The organism is Rhodovulum bhavnagarense, from assembly GCF_004343505.1.
GTDB lineage: Bacteria > Pseudomonadota > Alphaproteobacteria > Rhodobacterales > Rhodobacteraceae > Rhodovulum > Rhodovulum bhavnagarense.
Genome location: NZ_SLXU01000011.1, coordinates 76,725 through 95,667, shown reverse-complemented (window position 1 = coordinate 95,667; position 18,943 = coordinate 76,725). Strand labels below are relative to the sequence as shown.

At 64.7% G+C, this 18,943-nt stretch carries 23 protein-coding genes and 1 tRNA gene; 4 read left to right on the top strand and 20 right to left on the bottom strand.

Annotation, left to right across the window (positions count from 1 at the left end; all coding sequences use genetic code 11):
• A partial coding sequence (locus tag EV663_RS11405) for a tyrosine-type recombinase/integrase (protein WP_165910184.1) occupies positions 1-684 on the top strand: 684 nt, incomplete at its 5' end.
• Positions 685-774: 90 nt separating this feature from the next.
• Here the strand turns inward: EV663_RS11405 and EV663_RS11400 are convergent.
• From EV663_RS11400 to infA, 5 genes are all read right to left on the bottom strand, one after another.
• Positions 775-849: transfer RNA gene (locus tag EV663_RS11400), tRNA-Phe, on the bottom strand.
• Between the two features lie 80 nt (positions 850-929).
• On the bottom strand, positions 930-1,112 hold the full coding sequence (locus tag EV663_RS11395) for a DNA gyrase inhibitor YacG (protein ID WP_132951945.1): 183 nt from the start codon (positions 1,110-1,112) through the stop codon (positions 930-932).
• The gene (locus tag EV663_RS11390; RefSeq protein WP_132951943.1) at positions 1,109-2,152 is read right to left on the bottom strand and encodes a ribonuclease E/G; all 1,044 of its coding nucleotides are present in this window, start codon (positions 2,150-2,152) and stop codon (positions 1,109-1,111) included. The genes EV663_RS11395 and EV663_RS11390 overlap by 4 nt, the downstream gene beginning before the upstream one ends.
• A gap of 2 nt (positions 2,153-2,154) precedes the next feature.
• A complete protein-coding gene (locus EV663_RS11385) occupies positions 2,155-2,727 on the bottom strand; it encodes a Maf family protein (protein ID WP_132951941.1) in 573 nt (190 codons plus the stop codon).
• Positions 2,728-2,731: 4 nt separating this feature from the next.
• Positions 2,732-2,950, bottom strand: a complete 219-nt coding sequence (gene infA, locus EV663_RS11380) for a translation initiation factor IF-1 (RefSeq protein WP_037209844.1) — start codon at positions 2,948-2,950, stop codon at positions 2,732-2,734.
• 102 nt (positions 2,951-3,052) lie between these two features.
• Between infA and EV663_RS11375 the strand changes: the two genes are divergently transcribed.
• Together EV663_RS11375 and EV663_RS15855 are read left to right on the top strand one after the other, a co-directional pair.
• Positions 3,053-4,045, top strand: a complete 993-nt coding sequence (locus EV663_RS11375; RefSeq protein ID WP_165910183.1) for a cobalamin B12-binding domain-containing protein — start codon at positions 3,053-3,055, stop codon at positions 4,043-4,045.
• Between the two features lie 344 nt (positions 4,046-4,389).
• Positions 4,390-5,757, top strand: coding sequence for a c-type cytochrome (locus EV663_RS15855; protein WP_243697948.1), 1,368 nt, complete (start codon positions 4,390-4,392; stop codon positions 5,755-5,757).
• An 85-nt stretch (positions 5,758-5,842) separates the two neighbouring features.
• On the opposite strand, the gene EV663_RS11360 is transcribed toward EV663_RS15855, so the two are convergent.
• The 4 genes from EV663_RS11360 to EV663_RS11345 form a co-directional block, all read right to left on the bottom strand.
• Complete coding sequence (locus EV663_RS11360) at positions 5,843-8,137, bottom strand: nitric oxide reductase activation protein NorD (protein ID WP_132951937.1); 2,295 nt, start codon at positions 8,135-8,137, stop codon at positions 5,843-5,845.
• 16 nt (positions 8,138-8,153) lie between these two features.
• The gene (locus EV663_RS11355) at positions 8,154-8,957 is read right to left on the bottom strand and encodes a CbbQ/NirQ/NorQ/GpvN family protein (RefSeq protein ID WP_132604938.1); all 804 of its coding nucleotides are present in this window, start codon (positions 8,955-8,957) and stop codon (positions 8,154-8,156) included.
• Between the two features lie 62 nt (positions 8,958-9,019).
• The gene (locus EV663_RS11350; RefSeq protein WP_132951934.1) at positions 9,020-9,373 is read right to left on the bottom strand and encodes a ribulose bisphosphate carboxylase small subunit; all 354 of its coding nucleotides are present in this window, start codon (positions 9,371-9,373) and stop codon (positions 9,020-9,022) included.
• Positions 9,374-9,393: 20 nt separating this feature from the next.
• Positions 9,394-10,815, bottom strand: coding sequence for a form I ribulose bisphosphate carboxylase large subunit (locus EV663_RS11345; RefSeq protein WP_132951932.1), 1,422 nt, complete (start codon positions 10,813-10,815; stop codon positions 9,394-9,396).
• Positions 10,816-10,940: 125 nt separating this feature from the next.
• Between EV663_RS11345 and EV663_RS11340 the strand changes: the two genes are divergently transcribed.
• The gene (locus EV663_RS11340) at positions 10,941-11,891 is read left to right on the top strand and encodes a LysR family transcriptional regulator (RefSeq protein ID WP_132951930.1); all 951 of its coding nucleotides are present in this window, start codon (positions 10,941-10,943) and stop codon (positions 11,889-11,891) included.
• Here the strand turns inward: EV663_RS11340 and EV663_RS11335 are convergent.
• The 11 genes from EV663_RS11335 to ffh form a co-directional block, all read right to left on the bottom strand.
• A complete protein-coding gene (locus tag EV663_RS11335; protein WP_132951928.1) occupies positions 11,888-12,697 on the bottom strand; it encodes a division plane positioning ATPase MipZ in 810 nt (269 codons plus the stop codon). The two genes, EV663_RS11340 and EV663_RS11335, sit on opposite strands and share 4 nt — an antisense overlap.
• Before the next feature lie 192 nt (positions 12,698-12,889).
• The gene (gene rpmE, locus EV663_RS11330; RefSeq protein ID WP_132951926.1) at positions 12,890-13,111 is read right to left on the bottom strand and encodes a 50S ribosomal protein L31; all 222 of its coding nucleotides are present in this window, start codon (positions 13,109-13,111) and stop codon (positions 12,890-12,892) included.
• Between the two features lie 11 nt (positions 13,112-13,122).
• Positions 13,123-13,500, bottom strand: a complete 378-nt coding sequence (rplS, locus tag EV663_RS11325) for a 50S ribosomal protein L19 (RefSeq protein WP_132951924.1) — start codon at positions 13,498-13,500, stop codon at positions 13,123-13,125.
• A gap of 52 nt (positions 13,501-13,552) precedes the next feature.
• Positions 13,553-14,383, bottom strand: coding sequence for a tRNA (guanosine(37)-N1)-methyltransferase TrmD (gene trmD, locus EV663_RS11320; protein ID WP_132951923.1), 831 nt, complete (start codon positions 14,381-14,383; stop codon positions 13,553-13,555).
• Between the two features lie 11 nt (positions 14,384-14,394).
• Positions 14,395-14,748 carry a hypothetical protein gene (locus EV663_RS11315; protein ID WP_132951914.1) on the bottom strand — a complete coding sequence of 118 codons (354 nt, stop codon included), beginning with the start codon at positions 14,746-14,748 and terminating at the stop codon, positions 14,395-14,397.
• A gap of 25 nt (positions 14,749-14,773) precedes the next feature.
• Complete coding sequence (rimM, locus tag EV663_RS11310) at positions 14,774-15,280, bottom strand: ribosome maturation factor RimM (RefSeq protein WP_132951913.1); 507 nt, start codon at positions 15,278-15,280, stop codon at positions 14,774-14,776.
• The gene (bluB, locus tag EV663_RS11305) at positions 15,281-15,937 is read right to left on the bottom strand and encodes a 5,6-dimethylbenzimidazole synthase (RefSeq protein WP_279432542.1); all 657 of its coding nucleotides are present in this window, start codon (positions 15,935-15,937) and stop codon (positions 15,281-15,283) included.
• A 3-nt stretch (positions 15,938-15,940) separates the two neighbouring features.
• Complete coding sequence (rpsP, locus tag EV663_RS11300) at positions 15,941-16,306, bottom strand: 30S ribosomal protein S16 (RefSeq protein ID WP_132951912.1); 366 nt, start codon at positions 16,304-16,306, stop codon at positions 15,941-15,943.
• 43 nt (positions 16,307-16,349) lie between these two features.
• On the bottom strand, positions 16,350-16,646 hold the full coding sequence (locus tag EV663_RS11295) for a chorismate mutase (protein WP_132951911.1): 297 nt from the start codon (positions 16,644-16,646) through the stop codon (positions 16,350-16,352).
• On the bottom strand, positions 16,639-17,244 hold the full coding sequence (locus EV663_RS11290) for a GNAT family N-acetyltransferase (RefSeq protein WP_132951910.1): 606 nt from the start codon (positions 17,242-17,244) through the stop codon (positions 16,639-16,641). Before EV663_RS11290 ends, EV663_RS11295 begins: the two co-directional genes overlap by 8 nt.
• Before the next feature lie 13 nt (positions 17,245-17,257).
• Positions 17,258-18,748: a signal recognition particle protein gene (gene ffh / locus EV663_RS11285; protein ID WP_132951909.1), complete on the bottom strand. Its 1,491-nt coding sequence runs from the start codon at positions 18,746-18,748 to the stop codon at positions 17,258-17,260.
• Between the last annotated feature and the right edge of the window lie 195 nt (positions 18,749-18,943).

Sequence of the window (18,943 nt, the reverse complement as noted above, 5' to 3'; positions counted from 1 at the left end):
TCGAAGGCGTCACATTCACCGACGGTGTCGCCGAGAACGCCACCGAAAACCGCGCCGCCTGATCAGGCCGCGTCACCCATAATCCCGCATAGCTCCGACAACCCGGCGGAAAAGGTCGAATACCTCAAAGGCAACCCGGACGGATTCCATTCCTGGACGCTGGACGAAATCGCCCGGTTCGAGGAAGTCCATCCGGTGGGGACCCAGGCGCGGCTTGCCTTGGCCCTGGCGATCTACACCGGCCAGCGCCGTTCGGACCTGGTTCTGTTCGGCCGCCAGCATGTCAGGGACGGATGGCTTGTGTTCACCCAGCACAAGGGGCGCAACCGCAATCCGGTTCGGATGGAAATTCCGATCATTCCCGAATTGCAGCGGATCATTGACCAGACGCCGACCGGCGATCTTGCGTTCCTAGTCACGGCCTTCAACCGCCCCTTCACCTCAAACGGCTTTGGCAATCGTTTCCGCAAATGGTGCGATGAGGCGGGCTTGAAAGAGTGTTCGGTTCACGGGCTACGCAAGGCCGCCGCCGCGCGCCTGGCAGAGTTGGGATGCACCGAACAGGAGATCATGGCGATCACCGGCCACCGGACCAGCAAGGAAGTGACGCGCTACACCAGAGCGGCGAGTCAAAAGACCCGCGCCGAAAGCGCCCTTCGCCGCCTGTCAGGAGAACAAAGCTAAGACAAAAGTGTCCCACCTTTTCCCGACATGTCCGCCAGTGGGACAAAATAGGGGTCTAAGTATCTGATTTTACATTGAGATTTTTTATAGTGGTGCCCGGGGGCGGAATCGAACCACCGACACGAGGATTTTCAATCCACTGCTCTACCCCTGAGCTACCCGGGCACGGGTGAAGCGCTTGCGCTTCGGGTGGCGTGTTCTTAGACGCGGGGCGCAGGGCTGTCCAGAGGGTTGGGCAATAAAATTCAGTGTGGTTTCGATGGCGTGTGTGCCGGGGACGCCGCGGCGTGTTCTGCGTCTTTTGGTGTGTCGGCCGGCACCGCGTAGCTGCCCGTCAGCCATCGTCCAAGGTCGATATCGGCGCAGCGGCGCGAGCAGAAGGGGCGGTAGGCCGCATCGGTGGGTTTCTTGCAGATAGGGCAGGTCATCGGGTCAGGGCCTCGGCCAAGGGCAGGCGTTCGCGCTTGCGGGTCAGTTCGGCGTGCCCGAGCGGGGTCCAGCCGACGAGGGTCGTTTCGACCGGGTCGGCGCGCAGCGCGGCCCTGAGCACCTGTTCCAGGACGCGGCGGTCCTTTTTCGGCATCGGGGCGAAATCGACAACGATTTGCCCGGCAAGACCGCGCAGGCGCAACTGGCGCGGCAGGTCGCGGGCGGCGGCGATATTGGCCTTCAGCCCCGCGGCCGGCGATGTATCCGGTCCGGTATTGACGTCAACGGCCACAAGGGCGCGGGTGGGTTCGACGAAGACCGTTCCACCGCCGGGCAGGGGGGCGGGGGCGGAAAGCGCCTGGATCGCGTCCCATATGCCCATTTCGACGAAACTGCCCTCGTTTTCGATCACCATGTCGGGGGCGGGCTCTGCCCAGTCGCGCCAGGCCACAAGATGGGCGTCGGGTGCATCGAGAAGTGCCTGTGGCGTGCCGTCTGCCGATTCGGTGCACAGCTCTTCTGCGAGGGCGCGCATGGCGGCGATATCGACCGCGATCGCGTCGTCCTGGGCTTCGGCCGCGGCCGAGCGCAGGATCAGCCCAAGCCCCTCGGCAGCGCCGGCCATACCCTCATGCGCCAGCTCCAGAAGCCGGTCGCGATTATCCTCGTCGCGGATGGCACGCGAGATGTTCAGCCCCGGTGCATCGGGGGTCACGATGGCGAATCGGCTCTTGAACAAGAGTCGAGGCGTGACCGGTGCGGCTTTTCCCGGCTCGGCATAGCCAGTGACCTGCACGAGAACACCCTGGCCGGGGCGCAATCCCTTGGCCTGTTTCAGGAATGCACGCCCTTCGGGCAGGCGCAGAAAGACGCCACCCTGACCCTTGACCTGCCGATCCACCACGGCACGAAAGATCGCACCGGGGGCAGGGCGATCGTCGGGGGGATCGATCAAGAGATCCTCAAGGCGCCCGTCCACCATCAACGCGGCGGCGGCCCGCGTGCCGATCCGGTCCAGGATGACCACGCGTCCCTTCATGCCTACGCCCTCCATAGAGGATAACCCGCCCCTGCCAGCAAGGCGGCGGTTTCTGCCAGCGGCAGCCCAACCACCGCCGAGAAAGAGCCGTTGATCGACGGCACGAAGGCCCCGGCCAGCCCCTGGATGCCGTACCCGCCCGCCTTGCCCTGCCAGTCGTTAGAGGCGAGGTAGGCGTTCAGTTCCTCGTCCGAGAGGCGCTTGAACTGAACGGTGGTCATCACGTCCCGTTCCCATACCCGTTCGCCCCATCGCAGCGCGACGGCGGTGATGACACGGTGCCGCCGGCCCGATAGCGCCAGCAGGAATTCCGCCGCCTCGCCCGCATGGGCCGGTTTGCCCAGGATACGGCGTCCCAATGCGACGGTTGTATCGGCGCAGAGCACCAGGTCGTCAGGTGCGGCCTGTACGGCGCGCGCCTTTTCGACCGCCATCCGGGTGCAATAGGGGCGGGGTAACTCGGCCTTGCGCGGTGTTTCGTCGATATCGGCGGGGCGCACCTCGTCTGGCACGACGCCAATCTGCGCCAGCAGATCCCGCCGACGCGGGCTGGCAGAGCCGAGGATCAGGCGCAAGCGCTTACTTGAAACGGTAATTGATCCGACCCTTGGTCAGATCATAGGGGGTCATCTCGACCTGAACCCGGTCGCCGGCCAGAACACGGATGCGGTTCTTGCGCATCTTGCCTGCCGTGTGCGCGATGATCTCATGGCCATTTTCAAGCTCGACCCGGAACGTCGCGTTCGGCAGGAGTTCCTTCACGACACCGGGAAATTCGAGCATTTCTTCCTTGGCCATGGTCACTCCGTTGTTGCATGTCCCGCCAACTTTGCGGGCGACGTAGTACATGCGCCCAAACGGCCTGATTTTCAAGGGGCAAGTGGTCAGAGGAGCCCGGCGATGGCCAGCGCGCGCCTTGCCGTCGCAATAGGTGGGGGCACCAAGGGGAATGTTGCCCCCGGCGCGGCCGCTTTGCGTGGGGGTGGGCGAGGGCATGCCTTGATGCAGGTCAATGCCGAGATAGGGCGCACCCGTCACTGTGGCCTGAAATGGTCGCCGGATCACGAAGCGGCCAGACGGGAATCGTTGGAGTGGATGATGCCGACCGACCAGTTTCGGATGATGGGTGCATTTTCGGAGCGTGTTCCGGCGCAATGTCGCGCCTTGCCCGACGCCACGCTGCGCGAGGTTGCCAAGGCGGCGCTCTCACGGGTGGCGCTCAGCTTGCCGGCGCGCCCCACGCCGGCGCCGGACGCCGCCGAGACAGGGGCACTTTGTGTGGCGCTTTGCTGCGGCGGGATTGATGCTGCGCGCGGCGTCATCAAGGAGCTTGCGGAAAAGGGGTATGGCAGTGGGGAAATCCTGCGCGGTCATCTTCCTGCCGTGGCGCGGTTGATGGGCGAAAAATGGGAACGTGACGAGGTTTCCTTTGTCGAAGTCGGCCAGGTCGTGGGACGCCTGCAACGCTTGGTTCATCTTTTGCAGGATGATATCGGCCTGCCCCGGACCGATCCGGCGCGGCGCGCGGTCTTTGCGACGCTGCCCGGTGAAACGCATTCTTTGGGCGTGGTGATTGCGGCGGATGCCTTTCGCCGCTGTGGTTGGGAAATCGATCTGTCGCTGGCAGAGCCAGAGGCCGTTCTGGTCGATCAACTGGCCGAACAGACCCATAGTGTTCTGGGGCTATCGGTCGGTTCGGTGCGTACTGCGCGCCTGCTTGCCGCCCTGGTGCCCCGGATTCGTATGGCCGCGCCGCACACTCGCATCTTGCTGAGCGGGGCCTATGTCGCGGCAGAACCCGAGGCCGCGGCGCGGATCGCGGCGGATGGCTGGGCGCATGACATCCCGTCGGCCCTTCGGGAAATGGCGCGGCTGGCCCGAAGCGCCGCCTGAGACAACCCGATTCGCCTGGCCGTCGGGTGCGGCAGGGTGCGGGCGGGGCGGCCACCGGCGGGAACCAGCCAAAAACAGCGCGCCGGGCGTATTTCCGGCCCTTTCAACAGATATTGGGCGCGTATCAGCGTCGCAGGCACGCTATCAAGGGATGTTCTCTGTTCACGGTGACGTTATTCTGCGCCTCGGCGGTCCGGTGCCGCGGTCGCGGGGGTATCCCTCGCTCTTCCGCTTTCCGGCCCGGCGTGCGAGGTGCCCTGGCGCTTGCGACGCAACAGCAGGAGGACTTCCTGCCACGGACGGGGTGGTCCCATCCGAAGGCAGCGGAACGTAAAGGATGAAACATGGCAAATAATTCGCAAAACCTGATCCGACTCGTCGTTGCCGCTCCGGCAATCGGTATCGCTCTTTATGCGGTGGGTTACAGCGGCGACAAGGATACGACCCCGCCGCCCGCCGTCGAGGTTGCCACACAAGAGGCTGTCGTGGCCGAGGTGACGGCCGAGGAAGCCCCCGCTGAAGAAGCCGCCACCGAGGAGGTCGCCACCGAGGAGGCCGTTGCGGAAGAGGCGCCGGCAGAGGAAGCCGCCACCGAGGAGGCCGTTGCGGAGGAAGCCCCGGCAGAGGAAGCCGCCGCCGACGAGGTCGCCACCGAGGAGCCCGTTGCGGAAGAAGCGCCCACTGAGGAAGCTGCCGCCGAGGAAGCCCCGATTGAGGAAGCTGCCGCTGAAGAGGCCGTTGCGGAAGACGCGCCGGTTGAAGAGGCCGCTTCCGAAGAAGCCCCGGCCGAAGAGGCCCCGGTCGCAGAAGCCGTCGAGGCGCCTGCCGTCGCAACCCCCGAAGAAGTGGCCTCTGCCCTGACCTTGGCAGAACAGGCTTCGGCTTTGGCTGCCGAGTATGCCGAGCTTGCCGAACGCGCGGCAGCGCTGGCTGGTAAGTCCGCTGCGATGATCGAGGGTGCGCCCGCCGCTGAAGAAGCCCCGGCCGCGTCGGTATTCGACGATATGGCCGCTGCGGCACAAGCCGCTGCCGAGGAAGCCCCGGTTGAGGAAGTCGCCGCCGAGGAAGCCCCGGCCGAGGAAGCCCCGGTTGAGGAAGCCGCTGCCGAGGAAGCCCCGGTTGAGGAAGCCGCTGCCGAGGAAGCCCCGGTTGAGGAAGCCGCTGCCGAGGAAGCCCCGGTTGAGGAAGCCGCCGCCGAGGAAGCCCCGGTTGAGGAAGCCGCCGCCGAGGAAGCCCCGGCCGAGGAAGCCGCCGCCGAGGAAGCCCCGGTTGAGGAGGCCGCTGCCGAGGAAGCCCCGGCCGAGGAAGCCGCCGCCGAGGAGGCGGTCGTCATGGCCGCGGCGTTCACCGGTGATCCGGTGGCGGGTGAAAAGGCGTTCCGCCAGTGTGCGACTTGCCACGTCGTCACCACCCCCGCGGGCGAAATGGTGGCCGGTAACGGTTCCCGCGTTGGCCCCAACCAGTACGCGATGCCTGGTCGGACGGCCGGCACGGTCGAAGGATTCCGCTATTCCAACTCGATGTTGGCAGCGGGTGAGGCCGGGCTGGTCTGGACCGAGGATCTGGTTGTGGAATACGCCAAGAACCCGACCGAGTTCTTGCGTGAATACCTGGGTGATCCCAAGGCGCGCGGCAGCATGACGTTCAATGCGCGTAACGAACAGGAAGTGCGCGACATCTACGCCTACATCGCGACCCTGTCGCAAGAGTGATCGGCAGCGGGCCCCGCGCCCGCAGCCCCGCACGACGAAACCGCCCCGGCAAAGCGCCGGGGCGGTTTTTCTTTCAGGTCAGGGGTCAGCGGGTCAGCCCCGCGTAAAGCTGTGGCAGCCGCTCGGGCAGGCGTTCCACGTTGTCGAGGATGAAGAAGTTACGCTGCCCGAAGATCTGCGCGACATACTGATCCGCGCGCGGGTCCAGCGTCAGGCAGAACGGGATCACCCCGTGCTTTTCCACCTCCAGCACCGCGGCGCGGGCATCCTGGCGCAGGTATTGCGGATCGCGCTCGTCGATATCGGCCGGCGCGCCGTCGGTGATCACCAGCATCAGCTTTTTCGCTGCCGGAACCTGCGCCAGGTGATGCCCCGCATGGCGGATCGCCGCGCCCATCCGGGTGGACAACTGCCCCTGCATCCCCGCAAGGCGCGCCTTGGGCATCTCGTCCCACCGCTGGTCGAAATCCTTGTAGCGCTGGTAGAACACGTTGTGCCGCCCGTCCGAGCAGAACCCGTGCAGCGCGAAGGCATCGCCGACCTTGGCAATCGCTTCGGCCAGCAGGACGGTGGCCGCCTTGGTCAGGTCCAGCACCGTCTGGTCCTGACCCGCCACCTGGTCATTGGTCGACTCGGACAGGTCCAGCAGCGTCATCACCGCGATGTCGCGCACCTTGCGGACCGAGCGCATCATGATCCGCGGGTCGGGCTGCTGGCCCATGCGGATGTCGACCATGGCCTGCAGCGCGGCGTTGATGTCGATCTCGTCCCCATCCTCCAGCTTGCGGATGCGCTGCACGCCCTGGGGCTGCATCGCGTCCAGCAGGTGCCGCATGCGCTGGGTCAGCTTGCGGTTCTCCGTCAGGATTGCGTCCACCTCAGCCGGGTCCCCCAGTTTCGGGCGTTTCTCCAGCACCGTGGCCCAAGAGGGGCGATGCATCTGGATCTTGTAGTCGAACTCGTCATAGGGGACCGGGGGTGAGGTGGGTTCCTTGCCCTCCTTTTCGTTGAAGGACAGGCCATCGTCGTCGAAGAACTCGGTCTCCGAGACCCAGATTTCCTGCGCGTCGTCGCCGGCGGTCTCGACCTCCACCTCGTTCACCATCTCGGACACGGTGACGTATTTGCGCACCTGTTCCGGGGCAGGGGCGAATCCCTTTTCCCAGTCGATCTGTTCGAATTCCCAGATATAGCGGTTGTCGTCGCGATAGGGCGCGCCCTGCACGTCGCGATAGGCGGAAAACGGGCGGTTGCGCAGCTGATGTGCCAGATGCAGGCCCAACTCGCGCGACATGGCGGCATCCGACAGGTCCGCCTTGGCGAACGCGTCCCGCACCCAATCCACCACCGGATCGTCGATCTGCGCCTCGGGGTCCAACAGCCCCAGCGCGATCCGGTCGAATTGCGCGCCCATCGTGCCATCGGTCGAGGGCGCGTGGAACTTGCGCCACAGGTCGCGCAGGCGGGGGAATTGGGCGATGGCCAGCGCCTCGATCCGGGCATCCTCGATCAGGCCGACGCATTGCTGTTGCAGCGCGTTCAACTCGTCGCCCGGGATCGCCGCTGTCGTCAGGGCCACATGGGCGGCGGCGTGGGCGGCAGCCGCGCGGTACAGGTCCAGCCCGGGTTCCCCGTTCCAATCGTCATAGGCATCGGGCAGGTGCAGGAAGAACTCGGCAATATAAGGTTTCGCGCCCTCGCGGGTTTCGAAATCGCCCGCGGTGGGGCGCATCAGGAAATCGCGGCCCCAGAGCGCGCGCAGGTACATCCCGATCCGGCGGTGGATGTCGACGAACAGGGTGCCCTTGCGTTCGTTTTGCAGGATCGCCTGGGATTCGGCGCTTTCGAGGCTGAAATAGCGCGTCATCTCCTCGAAATTCGTCCGGTGCGCCTGCGCGCCCCAGTTGGCCCAGCGGCGCAGGCCGCCCAGCGTCAGCACGTCCAGCAATTCCTCCAGATGCTCCAGCATCGGGCGCAGCCCGCGCGGGGCCTGGGCCAGAAGCTGGTTGAGGAATTGCAGGTAGGTGCGAAAGAGATCCGGGTCGGACAGCCGGCGCGAGGCCACGGGCGCCGTGGCAATCACCCGCTCGATCACGGCACCCGACGTGCGCGAGGCAAACCCAAGGCAGGCCTGCGCCAGGTCGGGGATCACGTCCTCGCCCAGGTCGCGGGCCAGGATCGGTACCACCTCGATCCAGGTGCGCACGATGTGATCGCCGCGCCCCATATGGGCCAGCGCCACCGCGCCCTTCAGCCAGTTGTCCAGGCCGCGGGGGGACAGCACCCGGATCGCGTCGAGCCAGCATTGTTCGAGGATCTCGCGCTGGGCGGCGTCCAGCTCGTCGGTCAGTTCGGCATGGTCCTCAAGCGCGAAGGACATGACATGGCCCCCGCTCTCAGAAATAGGTGCCGACGGCGGCGTCCAGCGCGTCGCGCATGTCCGGATCGTCGGTGATCGGACGGACCAGCGCCATGTGGCAGGCGGCGACCGGCGCGATCCCGCCCGCGATCAGGCTACCCGCATGGATCAGCATCCGGGTGGAAATCCCTTCATCCAGGCCGTGGCCCTTCAGGTTGCGGGCGCGTTCGGCGATCGACACCAGCTTGTCCGCGTCCTCGGGCGTCACGCCGGATTCGTGGGCGACGATTTCGACCTCGGTGGCATGTTCGGGATAGTTGAAGTCCAGCGCGCCGAAACGCTGCTTGGTGGACTGTTTGAGGTCCTTCATCAGGCTCTGATAGCCCGGGTTGTACGAGATAACGAGGTGGAAATCGGGGTGCGCGTTCAGCAGTTCCCCCTTTTTTTCAAGGGGAAGGACGCGCCGGTTATCTGTCAGCGGGTGGATCACGACGGTTGTGTCCTGCCGGGCCTCGACCACCTCGTCCAGGTAACAGATCGCGCCGTGCCGCGCGGCGAAGGTCAGGGGGCCATCCTGCCAGCGGGTGCCATCGGCATCCAGCAGGAACCGGCCCACGATGTCACTGGCGGTCATGTCCTCGTTGCAGGCGACGGTGACCAGCGGTTTGCCCAGCTTCCAGGCCATGTGTTCCACGAAGCGGGTCTTGCCGCAGCCCGTTGGGCCCTTCAGCATCACCGGCATCTTGGCGGCATAGGCGGCCTCGAACAGGTCCACCTCGTCGGCGACGGCGCGGTAATACGGCTCGTCCGTCACGCGATATTGCTCGATCATGTCCTTCATGGGGCTCCCCTCCCTATACGGTGCGCCCGCCGCACGCCGTGGGCGCGGCGGGCAAGGTCAGATCAGACGGGCGTGCCGCGATAAACCACCATGTTGGCGCCCTGGCTCTGGCTGAAGTTGTTGTAGCCGATCAGGCGGACATGGTTGTCCGGGTTTGCTTCGTGGCAGGCCTTCAGCTCGGCCAGGATGGCGTCGACATCGGTTTCACCGAACATCGGCAGTTTCCACATGTACCAGAAATTCGACATCGCGTATTCCGGCTCGGTGTGCTCTATGGCGGGGTTCCAGCCATGTTTCACGATCCATTCCACCTGCTTGCGGATTTGCGCATCATCCATCTCGGGCAGGTAGGAAAAGGTGCCCATCTTGCGGCTGGCCGGGTCGGACAGGCGCGATGTGTAGTCCTGAACGCTCATGTTACTCTCTCCCTAAGCGATTAGCGGTGCTGGGTGTCCAGCTTGTCGACGGTGTCGAACTCGAACTTGATCTCCTTCCACGTTTCCATGGCGATCTTGAGTTCGGGGCTGTGCTTGGCCGCGTTGAGCAGGATGTCCTTGCCTTCCTTCTCGATCTCGCGGCCCTCGTTGCGGGCCTGCACGCAAGCCTCCAGCGCCACGCGGTTGGCGGCCGCACCGGCCGCGTTGCCCCAGGGGTGGCCCAGCGTGCCGCCACCGAATTGCAGCACCGAGTCGTTGCCAAAGATCGAGACCAGCGCCGGCATGTGCCAGACATGGATGCCGCCCGAGGCCACCGGGAACACGCCCGGCATGCCGCCCCAGTCCTGGTCGAAGAAGATGCCGCGCGAGCGGTCTTCCTTGATGTAGCGGTCGCGCATGATGTCGATCCAGCCCAGCGTCGCCTCGCGGTCGCCTTCCAGCTTGCCCACGACTGTGCCCGAATGCAGGTGGTCGCCGCCCAGCAGACGCAGCAGTTTCGTCAGGACGCGGAAGTTGATGCCGTGGTTTGGGTTTCGGTCCATCACGGCGTGCATGGCGCGGTGAACGTGCAGCAGCATCCCGTTGTCGCGGCACCACTTTGACAGCGAGTTGTGCGCGGCCCAGCCCAGCGTCAGGTAGTCCGACATGATGATCGGTGTGCCGATTTCCTTGGCATATTCGGCGCGCTTGTAGACCTCTTCCATGGTCGGCGCGGTCACGTTCATATAGTGACCCTTGCGCTCGCCGGTCTCTGCCTCGGCCTTGTCGATGGCCTCCTGGCAGAAATCGAAACGGTCGCGCCAGCGCATGAAGGGTTGCGAGTTGACGTTCTCGTCGTCCTTCGAGAAGTCGAGACCGCCGCGCAGAACCTCGTAGACGGCCCGGCCGTAATTCTTGGCCGAGAGGCCCAGCTTCGGCTTGATCGTGCAGCCCAGCAGCGGGCGGCCATACTTGTCCAGCTTGTCGCGCTCGACTTGGATGCCGTGGGGCGGACCAAAGCAGGTCATCACGAACCACAGCGGGAAGCGCACATCCTCAAGACGCAGCGAGCGCACCGCCTTGAAGCCGAACACGTTGCCGACGATCGAGGTGAAGACGTTGACGACCGAGCCTTCCTCGAACAGGTCCATAGGATAGGCGATGAAGGCGTAGAACGCATCGTCAGACCCCGGCACATCCTCGATCGCGTAGGCACGGCCCTTGTAGTAGTCCAGATCGGTCAGAAGGTCGGTCCAGACGGTCGTCCAGGTGCCGGTAGAGCTTTCGGCGGCCACGGCGGCCGCGGCCTCTTCGCGGGACACGCCCGGTTGCGGGATGACCTTGAACACCGCGAGGACATCGCTTTCCTTGATCGAGTATTCGGGTTCCCAATAGGTGGACCGGTATTCCTTTACACCGGCATCATACTTCTTGGCAGCCATGTCGCCTCCTCCGCGTTGATGCTGTCCCTTGCCCGCTCCGGGCGGGTCGAGCGAAACATGGCAGCTTGAAAGAGAATGCCAAAATGAATAGTTTTTAGGGATAGAATAAGTAATAGGTTATTATCATGCCGGCCAGCCTGCGCCAGTTACGCGTCTTCCTCGCCGTGGCCCGCCACGAAAGCTACACCCGTGCTGCGGAAGAGCTGCACCTGACCCAGCCCGCGGTCTTTGCCCAGGTCAAGCAGCTTGAGGATCGGCTGGGCCATCCCCTGTTCGAACGAGTCGGAAAGAAGATGTTCCTCACCGAGGCCGGAAAGGTCACCGCCGAGGGCGCGCGCGAATCGCTGGACGCGGTGGAGCGGATGCATATGCGGCTGGCCGACATGAAGGGGCTGAGGCAGGGCAAGCTGAAACTCGCGATCGTGTCCACGGCGCAGTACTTTCTGCCCCGCCTCCTGGGCAGTTTCTGTGACGCCAATCCGGGGATCGAAGTGGCGCTCATGGTCACCAACCGGCAGACTGTGCTGGCCCGGCTGGCCGGAAACGAGGATGACCTGTGCATCCTTGGCACCCCGCCCGAAGGTTTGGACGTGATCGCAACCGCGGTTGCAGACAATCCGCTGGTCATCTTGGCCCGCCACGATCACCCGCTAGTGGGCGAACGCAACATCGCCCCGGAGCGGGTGGCCCGCGAACCCTTTATCCTGCGCGAACCGGGATCGGGTACGCGGCTGGCAGCGGAAAGATTCTTTCGGGCGCGGGGGGTGAGCCTGTCGATGCGGATGGAACTGGGCAGCAACGAGGCGATCAAGCAGGCCGTGATCGGTGGCCTGGGCCTGGCCGCGCTGTCCCGCGACACCCTTGCGATGGAGGGCCGGACCGGCATTCTCAAGGTGCTGGATGTGCAGGGCTTTCCGCTATTGCGTCAGTGGCAGGTGGCCTATCCGCGCGGCAAGCATCTGTCAGTGGTGGCCGAGTCGTTCCTTGATCATCTCGTCGCCAATGCCCAAGCAGCGGTCGAGGCCGGATCGACCCCGCTTGATCTGCCCGGCGCGGTTCAGGTGGCTGAGGTCTAGAACGCCACCTCGACCCCCGGCAATTTCAGCGCCGCCATCAGGTCGCGCAACTCTTGCCGGGCCGCGATATTGGACAGGTTCAGGCTGGTGACCCCTGTATCCTTGAGATCCAGAAGGGTCAGACCGTTGGGAAACAGTTCGCGAAAGATCACCCTTTCGGAAAAACCGGGGATCACCCGGAACCCGATCCGGCGTGACAGGTTTTCCAATGCCGCGCCCATCTTTCGCTTGTTATGCATCTGTTGGGCCCCCAGGCGGTTACGCAGAACCACCCAGTCGATCGGTTTCAAACCCGCCTGCGCGCGCAACTGGCGTGCATTCCATACCATCTCGGCATAGATCGAGGGGCCGATGATCTTGCCGGTTTCGCCGTCATGCAGGGCCAGAAGGTCAAAGTCGATGAAACTGTCATTCAACGGCGTGATCAGCGTGTCGGCCAGCGTATGCGCCACCTGGCTGAGCCGGGTATGCGAACCGGGGCAATCGATCAGGATGAAATCCTTGTCCTGGTCCATTTCCGCCACCGCCATGGACAGGCGCCGATCATAGATGTTCTCGCCGGGTTCCAGGTCATCCTGTGCCACCTCCGGCAGGTCGCGGTAATCGGGGCTGGGCAAGTCCAGTCCGCTGCGGGCGAGGTAGGCGCGCCGGTTGTCGACATAACGGCCGAAACTGCGTTGGCGCAGGTCCAGGTCCAGCGCGCCGACCCGGTGCCCCATCCGCGCCAGCGCGGTGGCGACATGCATAGAGACGGTCGATTTTCCGGCCCCGCCCTTTTCATTGCCGACAACGATGATATGCGCCACTGACCGATCCCCGTCTCATGTCCGGCCCTGTCATCCCACGGGCTGGAACCACCATATGTTGTGTGCCGGATTATGGAAAGTGTCGGATGAGGGCAAGTCCGGGCATGGCCCTCTCGCAGTGCAATCTTGCATGTAACGAAAAACGCCGCCCCCGCGGGGACGGCGTTGCGATACGTGTAAAGGTCTGTGGACTCAGAAGCCAAGACCCTCGTATTTCTTCTTGAACTTGGACACGCGCCCGCCGGTGTCCATCAGACGCGAGCTGCCGCCGGTCCAGGCGGGATGCACCGAGGGATCGATATCCAGTGCCAGCGCATCACCTTCCTTGCCGTAGGTCGATTTCATCTGGACCACGGTGCCATCGGTCATCTTCACGTCGATGATGTGGTAATCGGGGTGGATGTCTTTTTTCATGGCTCCGCTCCTTACGCCCCGGTCTTGGGCTTGTAGTTGCTATCCTCGGCGATCCGGGCCGATTTGCCCCGGCGCGCGCGCAGGTAGTAGAGCTTGGCGCGACGCACGCGGCCGCGGCGCACCACCTCGATCGAATCGATATTGGTCGAATAGAGCGGGAACACGCGTTCCACGCCTTCGCCAAAGGAAATCTTGCGAACGGTGAACGATCCGGCAATGCCCTTGCCGTTCTTGCGGCTGATGCAGACGCCTTCGTAGTTCTGCACGCGCGAGCGGGTGCCCTCGGTCACCTTGTAGCCGACGCGGATCGTGTCGCCCGGCTTGAAATCGGGAATCGTCTTGTCGAGGGCGGCGATCTGTTCCGCCTCGAGTTGCGCGATCAGGTTCATCGCGGTTTCTCCATATTTGCTCGCGGTTCTTTCCGCGAAGGTGATGCAGCCCTCAGAGCTCTCGGTCTCCGTCCGGGTCCCCATCGTGACATCCACGATAAGCCCGCCAGAGGTCAGGGCGGCGTTCCTTTGTCAGCCTTTCGGCCATGGCCCGGCGCCAGGTGGCGATCTTCGCGTGATGGCCCGACAGGAGAATGTCGGGGATCTCGCGGCCTTTCCAGACGGCGGGCCGTGTGTATTGGGGGTGCTCAAGCAGCCCTTCGGAAAAACTCTCTTCTTCGGTGGAAGCCTGATTCCCAAGCACGCGCGGTATAAGCCGCACAGTCGCGTCAATCAAGGCCTGTGCCGCGATCTCGCCCCCCGAAAGAACGAAATCACCCAAGCTGACCTCTTCGACCTCGTATTCTTCCAACACCCTTTCGTCCAGACCCTCGAACCGGCCGCAGATCAGTGTCAGGCCATCGGCCCGTGAAAACCGTTCGGCCATGGCCTGGGTAAAGGGTCGGCCACGCGGCGAGAGATAGACCACCGGCCAGCGGTCGCGGTCGGACGGCGTGCCGATGGCAGCTTGCTCCAGCGCCCGGCCCACCACGTCCGCGCGCAGTACCATGCCAGCGCCGCCGCCCGCTGGCGTGTCGTCGACATTCTTGTGCTTGCCTTCGCCGAACGGACGCAGGTCGATGGCATCCAGCGCCCAAAGCCCCTGGTCCAGCGCCTTTCCCGTCAGTGACAGACCCAGGATGCCGGGAAACGCCTCGGGAAACAGGGTGATCACCCGTGCGGTCCAGGCGCCTTTCAGGCGTGGCCGCTCGGCCATCAGGTCGCGTGGCGCGAGGCTCGCCGAGATGGAAAGCCGCCCGTGAGATCGGGGTGCGTCGGACATGCGACTGGCGATCAGCCGCGCAGCGATGCGGCCAGGGTGCCGGCCAGACCCGCCGCGGACAGCCCTACCGACAGCCAGACAGGTGCGGCGATCAGCGGACCGCCCATCGCCCAGGCCGCGCCATAGCCGATCAGGAAAACGAGGTTCACCCAGATCAACTGGTTGATCACCATGCCCGGCAGAGCCTTGAGCAGGGTCTTGCCCTGCTTCGCCCGGCCTGCGCCGGCCGCGGGACTGACCGCGTTGGCGCAGGTCGCAATGATCGCGATCACCACGACCACCCAAAAGGGCTGTTCGGCGGCGCCGGCGACCAGCGCCCCGGCCAGAAGGATGACGGTAAAGACGGTGGAGATCGTGTTCGACATGGGCGGCCTCTCAGAATCGTCGGGGTCAGGCAAACAAGCCTTCGGGAGGATCGGCAATGATACGGCCCGCCGCAAGGTCGACGGTGGGCACGAATGCATTCGTAAAGGGCAGAAGAACGGTCGAGGAAAGCCCCGGCCCGTGGATTTCCAGCAGATCGCCCGCCCCGTGGTCATGCACGGCCCGCACCCGGCCAAGCACCTGCCCGCCGGTATCGACGACCTCCAGCCCGATCAGGTCTGCGTGGTAGAACTCGTCCTCGGGCAGGCTGGGCAGAACCGCGCGGTCGGCCAACAGCCGTATCCCCCTCAGCGCGTCGGCCTGTTCCTTGGTGGCGATGCCTGACAGGCGCGCGGAAAAGCCGCCCTTGACCTGGCGCGTCAGCGTCACGTCAAAGCTGCGCTTGCCATCTTCGGTGAAAAGCGGTGCGTAATCGGCAATGGACTCGGGCTGGGCACAAAAACTTTTCAGTCGCACCTCGCCCCGCACCCCGAAAGCCCCCGATACCACGCCGACGCAGACCCGATCGCTCATCTAGCGCTCCTCGATATGCAGTTGCGGCGCACGGCGTTCCCATCCTGCCTCTTCCAGCTCGGGGTGGTCACGTTCCACCTCGGGCCAGCCGATGCAGAGATAGGCCACCAGCGCCCAGTTGCCCGGAACCGAAAGATCGCGGGCCAGCCGGTCGGGGTCAAGCACCGACACCCAGCCCAGCCCCAGCCCCTCGGCCCGGACCGCAAGCCAGAACATCGCGATCGCCGACACCACGGAATAGCGCCGCATTTCCGGCATCGTGGCCGCGCCCAGGCCCGCGCCCTGCGAGGTGCCCTCGTCGGAAAAGATCGCCAGTTGCACGGGCGCGCTGTCCATCCCCGAGAGTTTGAGCCGTGGGTAAAGCGCGGCTTTTTCACCTTCGTACCCTTCCAGGGCCGCGGCATTGGCCTGTTCGAAATTGCTCCGCGCCGCAAGCCGCGCCGCGGGGCTGGAGAGCCGTACGATGCGCCAGGGTTCGGACAGGCCCACCGAGGGCGCCAGGCGAAAGGCATCGAGGCACCGCGCAAGCAGTGCCTCGTCCACCGGGTCGGGGCGGAAATGCCGGACGTCGCGCCGCCATCGCATCAACTGGTTGAGTTGATCGCGGAATGCCGGCGCGAATCGGTCCGGCCGGGGGGCGTGAACGCCCTGGTCCACGGCTTACTCCGCGGTTTCTTCTGCGGAGGCCTCGGCGACTTTCGCGGCTTTTTCTTCGGCGCGTTCCTTGGCCTTGGCGCCCGGTTCACCCTTCTTGGGGTTGTTGCGCTCTTTCTTGGTCAGGACACCGGCGGCCTCAAGCATGCGGCTCACGCGGTCGGTGGGCTGGGCGCCCTGGCCCAGCCAGTGCTGAACGCGCTCCATGTCCATCTTGATGCGCTCCTCGCTGTCTTTGGGCAGCAGCGGGTTGTAGGTGCCCACCTTCTCGATGAAGCGGCCGTCGCGCGGCATGCGGCTATCGGCAACCACCACGCGGTAGAAGGGACGCTTTTTCGAGCCGCCGCGGGCCAGACGCAGTTTAAGTGCCATGTCAGTTTCTCCTGTTCGTTGGCATGTTCGGCAGGGTCGCTGCCTATTTCTGGTGTTCGATGTGGTGACGGATAACTTCCTGGATGACGAAGCCCAGGAATTTCTTTGCAAACTCGGGGTCCAGATCGGCGCGCCTTGCCAGGTCCTCCAGCCGGGCGATCTGGGCTTCTTCGCGGGCAGGGTCCGAGGGCGGCAGCCCGTGTTCGGCCTTGAGCCTGCCCACGGCCTGCGTGTGCTTGAACCGCTCGCCCAAGGTGTAGATCAGGATCGCGTCCAGCCGGTCGATGCTCTCGCGGTGTTCCCGCAACAGCCCGGCGGCGCGGGTGGCGTCGTCAGTCAAGGGGAATTCCTTTCGTCTTGAAAAGCGGGTCGATGTAATTGCGGATCTCCAGCGCGATACCGTCGGCCAGTTGCGTACCCCGCAATTGCGAGGGCGCAGGATGGCGATAGACAATGTCATGGCTGTCGATGCTTTGTGCATGGGGGTCCAGTTTCGCCCCCAGGCGTTCGCACAGCCGGACCGAACTTACATTCTTGGGATCGACATAAGATACCGCCGTGTCCCAGCCCAGGTTGTCATAGCACCATTGCCGTACCGCGTTCACCGCCTCAAGCGCGATGCCGCGCCCCTCGACCGCGGGCCAGATCATCCAGGCGATTTCGCGCTCGGGCCAGCCCTTGGGAAACCATCCGCCGGCCATGCCGCAGGTGGCGTTGGTTTCGCGGTCGTGGATCATCCACATGCCAAAGCCGTGTATCTGCCAATGCCCGATCTCGGCTGCATAGAGCATCCAGCTTTCGTATTCCGACAGCGGCCCGCCCATGAACCTTGCGCGATAGCTGGTAAAGGTCGCTTCGAACTTTGGATAATCCTCGGGCGCCGGGCCGCACAGGCGCAACCGCTCGGTCTCGATCACGGGGATGCTGGTATGGGCCATCAGCGCAGAGCCGTCACTTTTTCTTGCCAAGGCCGGACAGGCCCGCAGGCAGGCCCATGCCGCCACCCATGCCGGGTATCCCGCCGCCCATCTTGCGCGCGGCCTCTTCAAGCGCCTTTGGGTCCATGCCGGCCATGTCGGCGGGCATGCCACCCTTGCCCATCAGCCCGCCCATCGCTTTTTTCAGCATGGCGCGGCCGCCCTTCTGGCCCAGCTTCTTCATCATGTCGGCCATCTGGCGGTGCATCTTGAGCAGCTTGTTCAACTCGCTCACTTCCAGCCCCGCACCCATGGCGATCCGCTTTTTACGGCTCGCCTGAAGAATCTGCGGGTTGGCGCGTTCCTTTTTCGTCATGGACTGGATCAGCGCGATCTGGCGGCGCAGGATGGAATCGTCAAAGCCTGCCCCCTCCATCTGCTTGGCCATCTTGCCCATGCCGGGCATCATGCCCATGATGCCCTCCATGCCGCCCATTTTCAGCATCTGTTCCAGCTGCATCTTCAGGTCGTTCATGTTGAACTGACCCTTCTGGAACCGCTTCATCATCCGCTCGGCCTGTTCGGCCTCCAGCGTGGCCTGGGCCTTTTCGACCAGGCTGACGATGTCGCCCATGCCCAGGATGCGGCCGGCGATGCGCTCGGGGTGGAATTCCTCGATCGCGTCCAGTTTCTCGCCGAGGCCGACATACTTGATCGGCTTGCCGGTGACCGCGCGCATCGACAGCGCCGCGCCGCCGCGGCCGTCGCCATCCATCCGGGTCAGGATGACGCCGGAAATCCCGATACGGCTGTCGAAATTCTCGGCGGTGTTGACGGCGTCCTGGCCGGTCAGGCCGTCCACGACCAGCAGCGTCTCGCGCGGGGTGGCGACGTCGCGCACCGCCTCGACCTCGGCCATCAGCTCTTCGTCGATGGACAGGCGCCCAGCGGTGTCCAGCATGTAGACGTCATAGCCGCCCATCGCGGCCTGCTGTTTGGCGCGCTTGGCGATGTCCACCGGGCGCTGGCCCGGCACGATTGGCAGGGTATCGACGCCGATCTGACGACCAAGAATGGCAAGCTGTTCCATGGCCGCTGGACGATTCACGTCGAGCGAGGCCATCAGCACCCGCTTGCCGTTCACCTCTTTCAGCCGCTTGGCGAGCTTGGCGGTGGTGGTGGTCTTGCCGCCGCCCTGAAGGCCGACCATCAGGATCGGCGCGGGCGGGTTGTCGATTTTCAGGTATCCCGGCTCGCCCTCGCCGGTCAGCACGTTCACCAGCTCGTCATGAACGATCTTGACGACCTGCTGGCCGGGCGTGACCGATTTCGTCACCGCCTGGCCGGTCGCCTTGTCCTGCACCGACTTGACAAAGCTGCGCGCCACGGGCAGCGACACGTCGGCCTCCAGCAAGGCGACGCGCACTTCGCGCAGCGCGGTCTTGACGTCATCCTCGGACAGCGCGCCCTGCTTGGTCAGCCGGTCGAACACGCCGGACAGGCGGTCGGAAAGACTTTCGAACATCGGCGGTCACCTCCGTCGACCGTTGCACCTGCCCCCTCATGTGGGAAGGGACGCCCTGGATTTCAGCCGGGCCAACGGCCCAAGGCTTAGCGCCCCCGTGGGCGAAACCTCGCTGACGGGGGGCGATCCCGGTTCATGCCCGGGACCGGAAGGCATGACGCTTTCCGGATATTGCGCCGTGTAAAGACACGGATG

Excerpts from the sequence above, each read along its gene's own strand:
- EV663_RS11345 (WP_132951932.1), bottom strand. The coding sequence starts at position 10,815 with ATGGCTGCCAAGAAGTATGATGCCGGTGTAAAGGAATACCGGTCCACC.
- EV663_RS11350 (WP_132951934.1), bottom strand. The coding sequence starts at position 9,373 with ATGAGCGTTCAGGACTACACATCGCGCCTGTCCGACCCGGCCAGCCGC.
- EV663_RS11355 (WP_132604938.1), bottom strand. The coding sequence starts at position 8,957 with ATGAAGGACATGATCGAGCAATATCGCGTGACGGACGAGCCGTATTAC.
- rpsP (WP_132951912.1), bottom strand. The coding sequence starts at position 16,306 with ATGGCACTTAAACTGCGTCTGGCCCGCGGCGGCTCGAAAAAGCGTCCC.
- infA (WP_037209844.1), bottom strand. The coding sequence starts at position 2,950 with ATGGCCAAGGAAGAAATGCTCGAATTTCCCGGTGTCGTGAAGGAACTC.
- EV663_RS11290 (WP_132951910.1), bottom strand. The coding sequence starts at position 17,244 with ATGGCCCATACCAGCATCCCCGTGATCGAGACCGAGCGGTTGCGCCTG.
- EV663_RS11375 (WP_165910183.1), top strand. The coding sequence starts at position 3,053 with ATGGCCAGCGCGCGCCTTGCCGTCGCAATAGGTGGGGGCACCAAGGGG.
- trmD (WP_132951923.1), bottom strand. The coding sequence starts at position 14,383 with ATGTCCGACGCACCCCGATCTCACGGGCGGCTTTCCATCTCGGCGAGC.
- EV663_RS11390 (WP_132951943.1), bottom strand. The coding sequence starts at position 2,152 with ATGAAGGGACGCGTGGTCATCCTGGACCGGATCGGCACGCGGGCCGCC.
- EV663_RS11395 (WP_132951945.1), bottom strand. The coding sequence starts at position 1,112 with ATGACCTGCCCTATCTGCAAGAAACCCACCGATGCGGCCTACCGCCCC.
- ffh (WP_132951909.1), bottom strand. The coding sequence starts at position 18,748 with ATGTTCGAAAGTCTTTCCGACCGCCTGTCCGGCGTGTTCGACCGGCTG.
- rimM (WP_132951913.1), bottom strand. The coding sequence starts at position 15,280 with ATGAGCGATCGGGTCTGCGTCGGCGTGGTATCGGGGGCTTTCGGGGTG.
- EV663_RS15855 (WP_243697948.1), top strand. The coding sequence starts at position 4,390 with ATGGCAAATAATTCGCAAAACCTGATCCGACTCGTCGTTGCCGCTCCG.
- EV663_RS11340 (WP_132951930.1), top strand. The coding sequence starts at position 10,941 with ATGCCGGCCAGCCTGCGCCAGTTACGCGTCTTCCTCGCCGTGGCCCGC.
- rplS (WP_132951924.1), bottom strand. The coding sequence starts at position 13,500 with ATGAACCTGATCGCGCAACTCGAGGCGGAACAGATCGCCGCCCTCGAC.
- EV663_RS11360 (WP_132951937.1), bottom strand. The coding sequence starts at position 8,137 with ATGTCCTTCGCGCTTGAGGACCATGCCGAACTGACCGACGAGCTGGAC.
- EV663_RS11315 (WP_132951914.1), bottom strand. The coding sequence starts at position 14,748 with ATGTCGAACACGATCTCCACCGTCTTTACCGTCATCCTTCTGGCCGGG.
- rpmE (WP_132951926.1), bottom strand. The coding sequence starts at position 13,111 with ATGAAAAAAGACATCCACCCCGATTACCACATCATCGACGTGAAGATG.